The organism is Paraburkholderia sp. 35.1, from assembly GCF_050436525.1.
Lineage (GTDB): Bacteria > Pseudomonadota > Gammaproteobacteria > Burkholderiales > Burkholderiaceae > Paraburkholderia > Paraburkholderia tuberum.
Window position 1 is genome coordinate 397,547 of sequence record NZ_JBNDMJ010000001.1, and the last position, 16,011, is coordinate 413,557.

General features: G+C 60.1%; 7 protein-coding genes and 1 pseudogene. 2 read left to right on the top strand and 6 right to left on the bottom strand.

Going from position 1 to position 16,011, the window contains the following annotated elements; genetic code table 11:
- Positions 1 to 22 precede the first annotated feature (22 nt).
- Positions 23 to 3,536, bottom strand: a pseudogene (locus OKW27_RS02150) (pyruvate carboxylase).
- Positions 3,537 to 4,439: 903 nt separating this feature from the next.
- On the bottom strand, positions 4,440 to 5,057 hold the full coding sequence (locus tag OKW27_RS02155) for a transposase (RefSeq protein ID WP_429332381.1): 618 nt from the start codon (positions 5,055 to 5,057) through the stop codon (positions 4,440 to 4,442).
- 441 nt (positions 5,058 to 5,498) lie between these two features.
- On the opposite strand from OKW27_RS02155, the gene OKW27_RS02160 reads away from it, so the two are divergent.
- Positions 5,499 to 7,949, top strand: a complete 2,451-nt coding sequence (locus tag OKW27_RS02160) for a glycoside hydrolase family 15 protein (RefSeq protein WP_429332382.1) — start codon at positions 5,499 to 5,501, stop codon at positions 7,947 to 7,949.
- Here OKW27_RS02160 and OKW27_RS02165 read toward each other — a convergent pair.
- The 3 genes from OKW27_RS02165 to OKW27_RS02175 form a co-directional block, all read right to left on the bottom strand.
- On the bottom strand, positions 7,946 to 8,194 hold the full coding sequence (locus tag OKW27_RS02165; RefSeq protein ID WP_429332383.1) for a hypothetical protein: 249 nt from the start codon (positions 8,192 to 8,194) through the stop codon (positions 7,946 to 7,948). The two genes, OKW27_RS02160 and OKW27_RS02165, sit on opposite strands and share 4 nt — an antisense overlap.
- Positions 8,195 to 8,463: 269 nt before the next feature.
- Positions 8,464 to 9,267 carry a transglutaminase-like domain-containing protein gene (locus OKW27_RS02170; protein WP_429332384.1) on the bottom strand — a complete coding sequence of 268 codons (804 nt, stop codon included), beginning with the start codon at positions 9,265 to 9,267 and terminating at the stop codon, positions 8,464 to 8,466.
- A 310-nt stretch (positions 9,268 to 9,577) separates the two neighbouring features.
- Positions 9,578 to 9,814, bottom strand: a complete 237-nt coding sequence (locus OKW27_RS02175; RefSeq protein ID WP_184058717.1) for a hypothetical protein — start codon at positions 9,812 to 9,814, stop codon at positions 9,578 to 9,580.
- 691 nt (positions 9,815 to 10,505) lie between these two features.
- On the opposite strand from OKW27_RS02175, the gene OKW27_RS02180 reads away from it, so the two are divergent.
- On the top strand, positions 10,506 to 11,981 hold the full coding sequence (locus tag OKW27_RS02180) for an ATP-binding protein (protein ID WP_429332385.1): 1,476 nt from the start codon (positions 10,506 to 10,508) through the stop codon (positions 11,979 to 11,981).
- 184 nt (positions 11,982 to 12,165) lie between these two features.
- On the opposite strand, the gene OKW27_RS02185 is transcribed toward OKW27_RS02180, so the two are convergent.
- Positions 12,166 to 15,192, bottom strand: a complete 3,027-nt coding sequence (locus OKW27_RS02185) for an ankyrin repeat domain-containing protein (RefSeq protein ID WP_429332386.1) — start codon at positions 15,190 to 15,192, stop codon at positions 12,166 to 12,168.
- Positions 15,193 to 16,011 lie beyond the last annotated feature (819 nt).

Genomic DNA, 16,011 nt, shown 5'->3' on the forward strand with positions numbered 1-16,011 from the left:
CTCAGATGAGATGTTCGCTACTTCAATCGCTCGCCGCTTTTACCTCGATGAGCAGATCCTTCGCAGCTACGCGCTCACCCGGCAGTACGTGCACCGCAACGATTTCGCAGTCACGTTCGGCCGCGATGTGCGTCTCCATCTTCATCGCCTCCAGGGCGACCAGCGTGCTACCGGCTGAGACGCGCTGCCCGGGTTGAACCGAGACGGTCACAATCGAACCCGGCATGGGCGCTGCGATATGCCGTGGATTGGCTGGATCGGCAACCGGCCGGCTCGTACGCGCCGGCCCCGCCAGCACGGTACTGCGCTGCTCGATGACGGCCGTGCGTGACTGCCCGTTCAATTCGAACTGGACCTTGACCATGCTCTCGTCGACATCGGCGTGCTGTCCCTGCAGCGACACGAGCAGTGTCTTGCCCGGGTCGATATCCACCGCGACTTCTTCCTGCGGCTGCAGGCCGTACAGGAACGCCGGCGTGGGCAACACGGAGGTGTCGCCGTACGCGCGCAGGTGTGCGTGGTAGTCGGCCGTCTGCTTCGGATACATCAGGTACGAAGCGAGCTGTCTGTCATCGAGCGGGTGTTCGCAGGCAGCCTCGCCTTGCGCGCGCGCCACGTCCAGATCGACTGGCTGAAGCTGATCGCCGGGCCGATATGGCGCGGGCGGATTGCCCCGCAAGACCTTACTCGACAACTCCGCCGGAAAGCCGTCGGGCGGGAAGCCGAGCTCCCCTTTGAACAGCGACACGACCGATTCGGGGAAAGCGATATCCTTCGCCGGATCGCACACGTCAGTCGCGCTCAGATCGTTGGCCACCATCATCAGTGCCATGTCGCCGACCACCTTCGAGGTCGGCGTCACCTTGACGATATCGCCGAAGATCCGGTTGACGTCCGCGTAGGCGCGCGACACCTCCGTCCAGCGATGTTCGATCCCGAGCGAGCGAGCCTGTTCACGCAGGTTCGTGTACTGGCCCCCCGGCATCTCGTGACGGTAAACGTCCGCCGTGCCGGCCCTGATCTCCGATTCGAACGGCGCGTAGTAGCGACGCACACCTTCCCAGTACATCGACGCTTCGTGCAACCGATCGAGACTGAGCCCGGGATCGCGCTCGCTGCCTGCCAGCGCAGCGGCAATGCTCGAGAGGTTCGGTTGCGAAGTGAGGCCGCTCATCGCATCGAGCGCGCCGTCGACTGCATCGCAGCCGGCATTGATCGCGGCGAGTGCCGAAGCGGCCGAAATACCGCTGGTGTCGTGCGTATGGAAGTGAACAGGCAAACCGGTCTCTTCCTTGAGCGCCTTCACGAGCGTGGCGGCAGCCTGTGGACGGCAGATGCCCGCCATGTCCTTGATGCCGAGAATGTGCACGCCGGCGCGCTGGAGTTCCCGTGCGATGCCGACGTAATACTTCAGGTCATACTTCGAGCGGGACGAGTCGAACAGATCGCCCGTGTAGCAGATCGCTCCTTCACACAGTGCCCCGCTCTCACCCACCGCATCGATGGCCACACGCATGTTGCGCACCCAGTTCAACGAATCGAAGACCCGGAACAGGTCGACGCCGGCACTCGCCGCCTGGCGGACAAAGAAGCTCACGACATTGTCCGCGTAGTTCGTATAGCCTACTGCGTTCGAACCACGCAGCAGCATCTGGAACAGGATGTTGGGCACCCGTTCACGCAACTGCGCGAGGCGTTCCCACGGGTCTTCCTTGAGGAAGCGCAGCGCGACGTCAAACGTCGCGCCGCCCCAGCACTCCATCGAGAAGAGCTGCGCAAGCTCGCGGGCATAGAACGGCGCGATCGGCAGCATGTCGCCGGTACGCATGCGCGTGGCGAACAGCGACTGGTGCGCATCGCGCATCGTCGTGTCGGTCAGCAGTACCTGCTTCTGGTCCAGCATCCAGCGCGCGAACCTTTCGGCTCCAAGTTCGCGCAGGCGGTCTCGCGTGCCCGCGGGCATTGGGCCTGGCGTGTCCACTGCGGGGATCACCGGCCTCGACAGCGGCAACGCAGGCAGTGCACGGCCGCTCATTTCCGGATGCCCGTTGACGCTCACCTCCCCGAGGTAACGCAGCAACTTGGTCGCACGGTCACGACGTTTCGTGAAGGCGAGCAGTTCGGGCGTCAGGTCGAGGAAGCGCGTGGTGACATCGCCTCGTCCAAAGGCCGGATGATTGATGACGTTCTCGAGGAACTGCAGATTCGACGCGACACCGCGAATGCGGAATTCGCGCAGCGCGCGGTCCATCCGCCGGATCGATTCGGCGGCCGTCGGCGCCCACGTGGTGACCTTGACCAACAGCGAATCGTAGTACGGCGTGATCACCGCGCCACCATACGCAGTGCCGGCGTCCAGCCGCACGCCGAAGCCTGCCGCGCTGCGGTAAGCGGTCAGCCGCCCATAGTCGGGCAGAAAGCCATTGTCGGGGTCCTCGGTTGTGATCCGGCATTGAAAGCGCATGCCCGTTCAGCGGAATCTCCGCCTGAACCGGTACTCCGGCGGAACGTTTGCTGATAGCACCATCGTGATCCAGCGTGTCTTCGGCGAGGCCGATCCTGCCGCCTTCGGAAACGCGAATCTGCGCCTTGACGATGTCGACTCCGGTGATCATCTCGGTGACCGTGTGCTCCACCTGGATGCGCGGGTTGACTTCGATGAAGTAGAACTTGCCCGAGTCCGCATCCATCAGGAACTCCACCGTGCCGGCATGCGTGTAGCCGACCGCCCGCATCAGGCTTAGCGCCGATTCGCACAGCCCCGCGCGACCTGCCTGATCGAGATACGGCGCGGGTGCCCGCTCCACGACTTTCTGGTTGCGCCGCTGCACCGTACAGTCGCGTTCGTAGAGATGCACGAGGTTACCGTGCGTGTCTCCGAGCACCTGCACCTCGACATGGCGTGCGTTGCGCACCAGCTTTTCCACATACACTTCGTCGTTGCCGAATGCAGCGAGCGCTTCCCTTCGGGCCGCGGCAAGCGCTGTCTCGAGATCCTGCTCGCTTTCCAGCACCCGCATGCCTCGCCCGCCACCGCCCCAGCTTGCCTTGAGCATCAGCGGGTAGCCCACTCCCGCCGCAAGACGTTTGCATTCGTCGAGATCGCGTGGCAAAGGGTCCGTCGCGGGCATCATCGGCACGCCGGCAGCGATCGCCGCGTTACGCGCCGCCACCTTGTTGCCGAGCACGCGCATGACTTCCGGGGAGGGGCCGCACCAGCGTATGCCGGCGTCGATCACAGCCAGCGCAAAATCGGGATTCTCCGAGAGGAAACCGTAACCCGGATGAATGGCGTCGACCTTCGCTTGCCTCGCTATCCGCAGGATGTCGTCAATATCGAGGTAGGCCGCGAGCGGCTTTTTGCCCTCACCCACCAGGTAGCTCTCATCAGCCTTGAAACGATGAAGGGCGAGTCGGTCTTCCTTCGAATAGATGGCCACCGTACGGATGTCCATCTCAGCGGCCGCCCGCATCACACGGATCGCGATCTCGGAGCGGTTGGCGATCAACAGGGATTTGATCGGAAGGTAGTTCATGATAGGCAGGGACTCGTATGGGGTCGCGACGCCTGGCGAACCAGGCGTCGCAAACGGACAGCAGTTGCGCCAGCCGTCAGAGGCGGCTGAAGGAAAAGCGCCTGAAGGTACTCATCGAAGGCTAGCCCCTGGACAGGACCGCGTTCGCCGGAAACCTCCATAGGCACGCAGATTCCGTCGCCCGGAACAGAGCGGGGCGACCGGGCAGTTCAAATGTTGTGAGATCTACGTTGGTCCCGACGCAGGGACCGATCCAGCCAGGACAAGCCGTAATTACGCCCCGGCTCAGTCAAGACTGGCAAACGGCACGTGCGAATCCATCCAGTCGTAGTGACCGTGTGCCGTCGCCCACGCCCAGTTCGAGACGGGGTGAGAGGCAACCTTGCGACTCTCGTCGTGCGAGCGGCCGACTTGCATCCGCTCTTTCACATCATGCTCGGCGTGTAGCGGTTGTCTCCCGTTTGCTCCGTGGTTCATTCTGATCCTTACCCTCTGAAATTGATGGGATGCACGCCCGACCTGTCCATGAGGAAGGATCCGGTCGGCGCGCCCTCGAACGCTCGCCAACTTACCCGCGCGCGAATCCTCGCCATAGGAGCAAGGAACGGACCAAGCTGTCCTTCGATTGAAATGCCATTGATTTATCGACGTTTTCCAAAAACGGATCAACCTGCCGGTTTCAACATTGAATGATCAGGTTTCACTTGTGCACGCCGCATTGCTTCGAAAGACTTCCTTACTTCTGTCGCGCAACGACGACGATTGTGGCGAGAGAGATCCAATGGCTAGTTGCTTTATCAACTTTATGTAAGCCGCGGCCGACGGATGGCCCCTATGACTCTGCCGCGGCCCATCCCGCGTCCCGCAAGGCGCGAAAAAACTCGCTGCACGGCGTAATGCCGTTCAGTTAAGGTCTCTTTTAAGGACTCGAACGGTATAACGAAACGGTCGGGATTTGACGGTTCGAGCGCAACTGCGCCCGGACCGTTTCTCATTGGGAAGTTGCCTGAGCCGCTCATGCAGGCGCTTGAGCAGCGCAGGCAGTTTGCCGTACGAGCGCGTCACGGCCGCCCATGTCATCTCGTACTGAATGGTGTGGAACGCGCGGATGAAGCTCAGTTCATCGGGTGCATGTCCGGGCGCAAGTGCGGCTTTGGCCATCTCCAGACGTATCAGGTTATAGGCGATCAGCGCGCCCCAGAATTCCTGGTAGACGCCTTCCACGGTCTGACTGCGAAGGGTCAGCTCCATGCCCAGCATCGACTGCTTCAACTCGTGGTAGCGGGTCTCGATCTGCCAGCGACGCTCGTAGCACGACACAAAGTCGGCAGCCTTGAAACGTCTTCGGTCAGTCAGGGACGTCGCTACCCTCTCCCGACGCAGATGCGATACATCCGCGAAGTTGTTGCGGGACGACCTAACCCATGACGCCGTTGACCTAAGTCGCGCCAACCACGGTGCCGGCAGGCCGAGAAAGCAAGGTGCGTGTCCGGCGGTTGAATGGTCGCTTAGCGGGCGCATGCCACTGCTATGTGTCCGGTTACCGGTCGGGGCGAATGACGCCTCTTGGCCGAACCCCGAAGTACGCGACTTCGCCAGTTCCCTCCTTATTCCACGCTGCTGTCGTCCGCCGTAGAGGCTTATCAGGCGAAGTTTACAGCTTCGCCTCCCCCTCGTGGCCGATGCCCCGACTCCCCCCCAGGCCGCTGAACGACGCGGCGGATCCGTAGCCAACGTAATCACGATCACACGCCGCACTTGGAAACGACTTCTACATGCTTGTGATGGAAGGCGCGCCGGCAAGCGTCCCTCCGAACTGTCGCTGATTGAGCGGCCCCACGTGTGCCTCTCTATGCACGTCAAAAGCGCTATCCTCGATAGCTACAATGCGTAGCATGCCCGCTCTTCTGCTCATCACGTGGATTTCTGATCGATCGAAGCAAAGATATGGAGTGAGATGCGATGGCAAATCTGCTTGAATCGAATCCGGCTCCGGGCGCACCTGGCAATCCGCTGAACTGGAGCCGCGCGGACAAAGACGCCGTCGGAACGGCGTACTCGCTGTCGAGCCAGGTCTGGTACACGACAGCAGGCGGCATCCTTACGGAAATCTACTTCCCGGATGTCGACACCCCTCAGGTACGAGACTTCCAGCTGATCATTACCGACGGGTCGAGCTTCTATCACGACGCGCAGAAGGACTTCGACCATCGATGCGAATGGCCGGAGCCGCCCGCCTTATCCTGCCGGCTCACATCCCAGGCGAAAGGGCAACCCTACACCGTCGTGCAGGACGTGATCGCCGAGAAGGGTTCGGCCTGCGTGCTGGTTCGCACGACCCTGCAGGGGGACCAGGATTTCCTTAACAAACTGCACGTCTATGCCTTGTTGACGCCTCACATGGCGGGATACGGCGCTGGCAACACCGCGCATCGCGTCAGCACCGCAAATGGCGATCGCCTGGTCGCGACGCGTGACCATTACTGGCTCGCGCTGGGCGCGGACTGCGGCTTCGGCACGACGGGTTGCGGCTTCGTGGGAGTGAACGATGGCTGGACCGACATCATCGCAAACAAGCGCTTGCCGGTCTGGAACTACGACGCAGCAAAGGACGGATACGTCGCCGTGACGGCAGAGATCAACCGCGCAGGGCAGAATCAATTCGTTCTGGCACTGGCGTTTTGCGTCGACGAACCGACGCCGATTACGCAGAGCACGCCCAACAAGGCGCTGACCGCTGTATCCGAGGCGCTGGCCTACCCCTTCGACGGACCCGCCGACCCATACAGCCACAAGCAAGCGTTCATCCAGGGCTGGAACGACGCTGTTCGCGACCCGTTCCAGCCCAAGGCGAACATTACGGGCGATGGCAATGCGCTTTTCAACATGAGCCGCAACGTGTTGCTCGCGCATGAGGACAAGACGGCCGACGGCGCGCTGGTGGCTTCACTGAGCATCCCGTGGGGACAGACGGTGCGGGACCTCGCTGCCGGCTACCACATGGTCTGGCCGCGTGACATGTGCCAAAGTGCACTCGCGCTGCTGGCCGCGGGCGCGCAGGATGCGCCCCTACGCGGGCTGATGTTTCTCGCTGCGTCGCAATTGGCGGATGGTAGCTTTCCGCAAAAGTTTTTCATTGACGGCGAGCCTTGGCGGGACAATGCCTCGCAGCTCGACGAATATTCCTTTCCAATCATTCTGGCCTATCACTTGAGCGAAGCCGGTCTGCTGCGTCAGTTCGATCCCACCGGCATGGTGCTGGCCGCAGCAGGCGCATTGATCAAGAACGGCCCCATGACTCAGCAGGAACGATGGGAAGAACTCGAAGGATACTCCCCTTCGACACTGGCATCGAACATCGCGGCGCTAGTCTGCGCGGCTACTAAATGGGCGGACGCCAGCACTGCCCAGTTCCTGCTCGAATACGCAGATTTTCTGGAATCGCATCTAGAGACATGGTGCGTCGCTGCGGAAGGCTCACCGGTTCCGGGCGTGACGCAGCACTACATTCGAATCTTGCCGACGCACGTCAATGGCGTCTTTAATTTTCCAGAAAATCCAGATACCGCCCAAGTAACCGTCTGGGAGAAAGACTACAACGCAAACACCACCGTGGACGCGGGTTTTCTCGAACTGGTGCGCTATGGCATTCGCGCCGCGAACGATCCGATCATCGTCAACTCAGTCAAGGTAGTCGATGCAGTAATCAGAAAAATTCTGCCGCAGGGGCCTGCCTTTTACCGATACAACCACGACGGTTATGGTCAAGGCAATCTCGGCGAGGACTGGTACGACGGCGCTACCTTCGGCGTTGGTCGACCCTGGCCGCTGCTCACTGGCGAACGCGGTCATTACGAATTGGCCGCCGGTGGCGACCCCACCCCCTACATCCGCGCTCTCGAGGCGTTCGCTGGAACGCGCGGTCTGCTTCCGGAGCAAGTGTGGGATCTGCCCGATCTGGCAAACCCGCCCTTCGTCACTGGCGGGCCGACTGGCTCTGCCATGCCGCTCGCGTGGGCCCACGCCGAATACATCAAGCTCGTTCGCTCCACTTCGGACGGTCAGGTCTTTAACCACCTGAAGGTCGTCGCCGATCGTTATCAGTCTCAGCCCGGCCAGGCGCCGCGCGCTCGCAGCAATATCGAAATCTGGAACTTCAACCGCCCGCTGCCGTCGATTCCGGCCGCCACGACAATTCGGATCCCTTTGGCTGCGCCTTTCCGCCTGCGCTGGACGATCGACGACTGGGCCACGTCGGAGGACAGCGAAGCCACCGCAACGGCGCTCGGCATCTACTACGTCGATCTGGTCACGCAAGCAGCCCAGGCCGGTTCATCGCTTGCATTCACCTTCTTCTGGACCTCGAGTCAGACGTGGCAAGGGCAGAATTTTTCCGTCGCCCTCCAATCCTAAGCGATGCGTCGCCAACGGCAGACAATTGCTTCTGTCATGGAGAAACACACGACTTCATCTAAGCCGTCCATGATCTCCATGACGCTGGAGAACCGCACGTAGGTACGCGGGTCATCGAACTGTTTGATATTCCCTTTGACGAGCAGCAGGTCCCAAGCGGGCTCGGTGTTGTCGAGGGCCAGATAGAACGCGCCGATGTGCGCGATGAAGTTGCGGGCGCTGGCCAGCCGGTTAAACCACTTCAAGCCCTGAGTCAGTCCGTCAAGCGTTTCGAGGGGGCCTCGCCGTCTCCGTCCAGGAGCACAGCGCTCATTCGCCGAGTAACTTTGCTGGACATACTCCGCCGCGCATCCGGTCGCCCATAGTCCACCGAACGACTGACGCGTGGAACGGGTGAACGACGCGGTGACGCTCAGGCGCGCAATCAATTAGGCCAGCGCGGTCCAAATGCTTACGTTACCGGGAGGGGATTCAAAAATTCCCCGTCGGCTCAGCAATGGCCAATTGCGCGCGGTTATTCCTGATCGCAATGCACCTTGAAGTGCGTTAGCACGGCGGCCCCAAACGCATTGCTTATCGCAACATCGGCGGCGTCGCGACCGTATGCCATCAAAACGCGCCCGATGCGCGGTGCGTTGTTACGCGGATCGAAGGTTTGCCAGCTACCCCCTACGTAGGCCTCAAACCACGCCGCGAAATCCATCGGCGCTGCGACGGGGGGCAAACCGACATCGCTGATATAACCGGTGCAGTAGCGAGCCGGAATATTCATGGCGCGGCATAGCGTGATGCCCAGATGGGCGAAGTCCCGGCAGACGCCTCTTCGTTCGCGGTAAACGTCCGCTGCGGTTTTGGTCGGCCGCGCATGCCGGTAATCAAATGCGATATGCCGGTGCACGAAGTCGCAGATTGCGAGAACAGTCTCGCGGCCCGGCGCCCACTGTCCAAAAACCTTCCACGCGACGTCGACCATCAAATCGGTTTCACAATAGCGGCTACCCAATAGGAAAACGAGCGTATCGTCGGGCAACTGCTCGACTGGATGGCCCCGACCGTCTTTCGGACGCGTTTCCATCGCATTTGGCACATTCAGAAGCGCGGTCGTGCTCAAGCCAACACGCCCGGCGGGCGCGATTATCCGCGTGCACAGGTTGCCGAACAAGTCGCGGTACTGCCTCGTCGCCACCGGCGGATCGGTAACGAGCAGATCTGCCTCGACAATATCCTTTGCATGCGAAAAGTGCGTGTTCAGCATCAGCATCATCGGCGTCGGTTGTGAGCACTCGTACGACAGTTCGTATCCGACGCGAAGCTTCATATATTTATCCTGTTCGTCTGATCCCGGAGGTGGGGGCTGGCAACTCAAAGGCGTGCGGCCCGAGACAGCCACAACAGATGATCCCACGACGCCGGGCGTCACGCTCGCATTCAAAAACAATCGCCGCTACCTGGCCTGAGCGGCCCTATCGTCTGTCGAAATGAAATGAACGCCGTCTCCCGGTGAGAGATTGGGCCTGACGCCAATGCTCTCAACGGCGACGACCGTCGTGCGTGTGACGTCGAACGCAGCTAGTGACCGTACTCGGCGGGACGAGTGAGTGTGTCGAGGCGGCGAAACAGGAATGGAATCAGCCAGTCGGGCCAAGCAGCAGGTCGATTGCGGCTTGACCGGCGACTTCCCCAACCAGGTAGGCCCATCGTTCAGTAAAAGGGCCGTTGCGCAGCGCGATCCGGCCCCCCCGCGCGCCGAGCACTTCGAGGTTGGTACCGCCTTTGATCTGGACAGTCACGTTGAACGTGTCCTCCGCAGCCGGAGTCAACTCGACGTGAATCTCGAAGCCACGATAGGTGATCACTCGTTGCATGAAAGCCTCCATGTCGTTATCGGAGACTAACACGCGAACGTTGCATGGCTCATACGGCTACAGCCGCTGATCCCGTACGAGGTCGGTAACCGGTGTCGTAATTCTGCTTGCAGAGGCGTTCGAGACGGCAATTGCCTATTGGTTAAACTGCGCCCCGAGTACTGATGGTCCTGACAGACGCGCCGAGCGTCGGGAAGGGACCGGGTGCCGCGAGATGCGTTCTTTCCGGCTGCACCAGATGCTTCAAGATTCCCCGACCCTTCGACCGTGAGCCGCTGGTACCTGAATTCGCAATTCCCGACTTTCGCACGCCCCGTGAAGGGCGGCTTGTGGCGCCCCAATAATGGATTGTAGAAAAGTATGCGTTCGCAATTGACGACGTCGCCCGGACATTCTGGCCTGTGCTGGCGCTTGGCAACACCTCGGCGTTCACCCTAGCCCTACTTTCATTGGGGAGGACCGTCCTGTCAATCCTGATCTATCATCAGGGCTGTGCGCCGGCGAGCGGACAGCTCCCCTGACTTCGCTCGAATATCATGCCTGTCTGCTGCACATCGTGGGGCCGGGAACCTTGTTCATGCGCTTCCCAGACTTTGCGACTACCGCGTCCGACGAGCACATGGTTTGCCGTGTCCCTTGACCGAGAGGGCGAGTCAGCGCTTCGACTTGCCGTTCAAAGGGGAAAAACCGAATGAAGGATCTCCTTGCGAATGATGGCTGGCGGGGGATGCACGCAACCAGAACGACCCACGGGATCGTTCAATCGCGCTCCGTTGCCGCGATCCTGTTCGCCGGCGCTATCAGCATAGCGATCGCGACCTGGGTTTGCTTTCGCTTGGGAGCCGGCGTCGCGGTAGTTGGGTTCGTCTACCTGATCGAGGTCTTGCTGGTGTCACTGATGGGCAGCCTCGTTTCATCGGTAGCTATCTCGGTGATCGCTGTTGGTTGCCTCAACTTTTTCTTTACACAGCCACTATTTACCTTCCGGGTAGATGCCCAGCAGGACATCGTAGTGTTGACCGCCTTTTTTGTAACATCGTTCGTCGTCACCTTTCTCGTGCATAGGACTCGCCAACTGGCAGCGGTCCATCGTGAGCAGGCACAGCTTCTCGACCTTACCCACGACAGCGTGGTAGCTCTCGATATGGACGATGTAATTACCTACTGGAACAGCGGCGCGGAAGCGCTTTATGGGTGGAAGAAACACGAGGCGCTCGGCCACGTTGCCGACCGTCTGCTTCACACGCGTTTTCCTGCAGCACTCGAGGACATCAAAAAAACTTTGATTGAAACGGGCCGTTGGGAAGGCGAGATCGTCAATACCCGGCGCGACGGGTCGGAAGCCGCAGTGGCCAGCCGTTGGGCCCTGGTGCGAGACGAACAGGGGCGACCGATCGCGACCCTCGAAACGGGCACCGACATCACCGAGCGCAAGCGGATCGAAGAGGCGCTGCAACAGGTGTCTCGTTTGACGTCGATCGGCGAATTGGGCGCGTCGGTGGCCCACGAAATCGCCCAGCCTCTCGCAGCGGTCGCCACCCATGGTGCCGCGTGCCTGCGATGGATTGACCGGGACGTACCCGACCTTGAAAAAGTGCGAGCCTCCGTGCAACGCATACTTACTGATGTACAACGCGCGACCGAGATCGTCAGGCGCGTCCGCATGCTCGCAAAGCGGATTGCCCCTGAGATGACGCGACTGGAAATCAACGAGCTGATCAGTGACGTCATGGTACTGCTCCAGCGCGAGGTCTTGAAGTACAACATCACGTTGCGGACGATGCTTGTTCCGGGACTGCCGGCGGTGCTTGGCGATCGGATCCAACTGGCACAAGTCATTACGAATCTGATTACAAACGGTATCCAGGCAATGAGCACGATCGAAGACCGGCCGCACGAACTGACGATCAAGTCGTGGCGCAGCGACGACGGCTATGTGATCGTCTCGGTGCAAGATTCCGGGACAGGAATTGACCTGCAGCACGCCGATCGGCTATTCGATCCGTTCTTCACTACGAAGCCCGAAGGTATGGGTGTGGGGCTTTCTATTTGCCGTTCGATTATCGATGCCCATGGTGGGCGGGTGTGGGCAGAGAACAATGCCGGATACGGCGCGACTTTTCAGTTCACTATTCCCGTGATCGGCGATAGCGGATCGGGGAAATGAAGCGACCTGCTGCCGCCGCACGCTGCCCGATCGGCAACCGACCGCTATGGCCGATGATGGGTCCAACCAAATGTTGGACGAAACGTCCCTTAACTGAGCGAAGCGGATCTTCGAATGTCCGCCCGGATCGCTGAGCGAACGACAGTTGATGGGCCGAAAGCCGCCCCAAAGAAATATCGGCAAGTCAACCCTTCTTTCGTCTTTCGATTTCTTGTTTCACACGTTCGATTTCAAGCCGTTTAGCTTCCTTTGTTCCCCATCGCGGTGCTCTGTTCTGGGTGGCTTCGGCGGCTGCACGAATGCGTGCTTTGGCAGCAAGTTGGTTGGCTCTGCGTTCGTCCAGCTCCCTGATTTTGGCCGCTTGCCGTTCGGCGAAGCGTTCAGCCGCGATGGGTGTGGTTCGTTCAGGTAGTCCAGCAAGGACCACAAGCTTGTCGATATTGTCCCAGGTGCTGATCCAGCCGTCGTTGTAGGCAAACTCGCTAATCAACGGGAGGTTGAGTGCCGTGTAGATCGGGACCCAGTTTTCTTCTTCGCCCTGGCGGCGACGCACAGCGAGTTTGGGATTGAACTGGTACCGCCCGGTGGATACGCGCAGGAACAGGGATCTATTGTAGGCATAGTCTCTGTCGATTTCATTCCTCGCCAGCACGCCAGAAAGATGCTGGCGCTTGTTGCGCTCTGGCCGCGCGATGTTGGCGGGTAAGTGTTGCCAGGCGTCGAGGATGATTTGGGTCTGGAACGCGCTGTCTGTATTGCCTCGTATCTTGCTGAATCGTGCTTTGAACAATACCCACAGGGTCTGGAACAGAAAGTATTCAGACAGATGCCGGTCGATGCGGACCAAGCGATCGCCCGCTCTGACATCAATGCAGGGCGGAGCCAGGCATTCATAGATTGCCGCCAGCGGGCCAGCAGCGAACTTTGCATCGCCAAATGCCTGACGCAAAGCCCAGTGCAGGGCATTGTGACCATAGTGATCGACGGCATCGCGGTCGGCACCGCGCTCCAGCAGGGCTTCCACCAGCGCCACGTTTCCTGCAGCAGCTGCGGCCATCAGCGGCGTCTGGTTCATTGGCAGACGATGATCGACGCCATGCTGGTCACACTGCCTGAGGATGTCCTTGAAGCGGTTGGCGAAGAAAGGGACGTAGCTCTTGCGGGCGAACACCGCGCGCTGCTGATCAAAGGTTCGTGCCTGCTCGAATTTCGCCTCGACTGCCAGCCACTCGGCGAGCTGCGGTTCATCGAAGCAGGCGGCATAGTCAAAGAGTTGCTGCTTGCCCTTGTTGCCCGGAGACTGCTCGCGGAAGACCTTGATCAGCAGTTCCCTGACCTTGGCCTCATCGAACACCGGCCACGGCACCGGGACCTGCTTCAAGATGGTGCGGCGGATGGCCTCCGCCTGCTCCTGCTTGCCCTGCAGTTCAAGTTTGCGTGCTTCCTTCTGCCAGTCTTCGAGCGTGGATTGCCTGGCCTCGATCCTGGTCTGGCCGACGATCAGATCCAGCAACCCGAACAGATCATGCCCTGTGTCCGACTCGATCATGTAGATGTTCTTGATGGCGCGCGTCAGCGCTACATACAGGGCATTGACGAAGAATTTATAGACTTCGAGCGACTTGTCACTCTTGTCTTTAGCGCGTTTGTAATCCAGTGTCTCGACCGCCAGATCGGTCTTGGCGATGCCCTCGACAATGTCGTTGAACTCGCCCCGGTGATCCGAGATGAAACGGTAGAGCACGATGTTCTCGTATTCGAGACCCTTGGCTTCGTGGATCGAGAACAACAGCGGCGTGGCAAAGTGCTTGCGGGCGTCGGCCTTGTCCTCATCGCGCATTACCAGGACGGCGAACTGGGCGGATTGGCGAATCTTCTGGTCCAGTTCGCGCTTGGTGGCGTCCTTGTCGGGTATCAGCGTAACCTGGCCGGTCTCGCCGCCGACGGCCTGGACCAGGAAGTTGCTCTCCCGGTCGATGGAGCCGAAGCGCCGCTGCTTGATCTTGAGCAACTGATTGGCGACGCGAGTGGCCTCCAGGCCGTTGCGAAAGTTGGCCATTAGCACGCGTAATTCCTGCCGCTCGGCCAGTTTCGGGTCCTTCCAGAACAGGCTCTTGACTTGGCTCCAGGAAAAGAAATTGGGATGGACAATCTGGTTGGAATCCCCGCAGAGCATGAAATGGCCAGGCTTCTTGATGGTTTTCAGCACGAGCGCGAGTTGCACGGTGGTGATGTCCTGCACCTCGTCAATAACCACGAAGTCGTAGCGCGGCGCAGCCAGCGCTTGCCAGTCCTGGGCGACCAGATTCAGGTCGTAGAGCTTTGCCTCGGCCAGCCAGGCGCGATACTTCTCAAACAGATTGTAGAGTTGGTCGCGCCGTTCTACGGGAAAGATCGATTGACGCACCCCCAGTGCTTGATACTCGTCGCGCGACAGGACACCGCCCGACCCGGCGGCAATCACGCCGCGAATCTCCTCGAAAGCCTGGTGGGCATCGACATCCTTGAAGTTCTGCCGTATACGCGAGTACCAGCCCGCAAAGTCGCGCCAGCTAGCCTCGCGTCCTGCCGGAACGCGGATCGACTCGACAAACTCCCGGTAGGACAGAAATACGGCATCCTGAGCGCCATGCTCGAAACCGTTGGCGTAATAAAGGTCGCGGGCGCTCTGCGCCAGGAAGGCGGAGTGAGTGACGTAGAGGACCTCACCTTCGGCATGCTTGAGCTTTTCAAGCGTCAGTGCGGTCTTGCCGCTGCCAGCGCTGCCGACGACAACCAAGGGAGGTGGCTGTCGGTAAATGGTCTCCTGCGTGTCATCAAACGAGATCGGTTTGTCGAGCAGGTGAATGCCGGTACGCTCGGGATGAAGGTAGCGTAGAGCTTGCGCCTCCCTGATGGCGTCATCAGCGCTGATGTCTGGAATTTTGCTCTCGTCAATCGCCGCGCCGCGCAGGAAACGTGACTTATCGTAGGCGTGATTGGCGATCACTTCCAGCATCAGTGCGCAGACTTCATCCCCGTGGCGCACCAGCGAGAACAACAGCCGGTCGGCGTCATCCAGCTTCGCCCGGTAGAACTTGCCGTGGCTCAGATTGGCGAGCTTCTTGACTTGGGCAGCCCGGAAGTCGTGGCGGGCGATGGCCGCGGACACCTTGTCGTAGCTGGCCTTGACGCGTGAAGTGTCGAGGCCTGTGTATTCGAGAATCTTCATGAGGCGATGAGGACAAGAGCAAGAGCAAGAAAGAATTCTCTCATGGCCGTCTGGCCTGCCAACCTCTATAGCAAGTTTTCCGGTCATTCCTGAACGGCAGTTATCCGACCTGGACCGGACGCCCTACGACAGGGTATTTCCTCATGCTGAATGACCGGGTTCGGGCCGTCTACTGCCCGATACGCTTTGGCTCATGTCGACCCGATCCGGCCACTGGATCCCTCGCCCCTTCAACGGCAGCTTCCAGGATTCAACGGTGATCCGCGCCTTTGCGTCGGCGGGCAAGTATGCCTTTCCTTTCCGAACGGTTGCGGATCGCCGGCAACGATCGACCGGCGCCGTGACGTCGACGTCCACTTCCGAAAATACTGAGGGGAGCACTCCCGACCCAATAACAGTCACGTTTGCCGAAAAGAGCAGCGGCCGAATGTGTACAGAGGATTTGCCCCGGGTGGCTGGCGTTTGACTGATCTGTCGGGTACGTCGGCTGGTAACAGACGAATTGCGACGGGGCTCCGGCGCCAAGCGCCGCCTGCCATACTTGAGTCGATGCGTCAGCATCGCACCACTTCGGTTCAAATATGCACTTATTGCGTGCATATGCTATTGATGCGCTTCCGCGGCGGGCCGAAGTTCTCGCGAACTCGTTCGCAATCGCGATGTGCGCCAAGGGTTCGCACCAACCCATGCGGACAAAAACGTTGGTGCATTTTTTGCTTTAAAATATTGTAAGGTGTGGGCAGGCGCAGATCTTGTGTGACGCGAGGAAGATGCAAACCCTACCTGTCCACTATTGCTGCAGGCTTCAGGTTCGCGGGT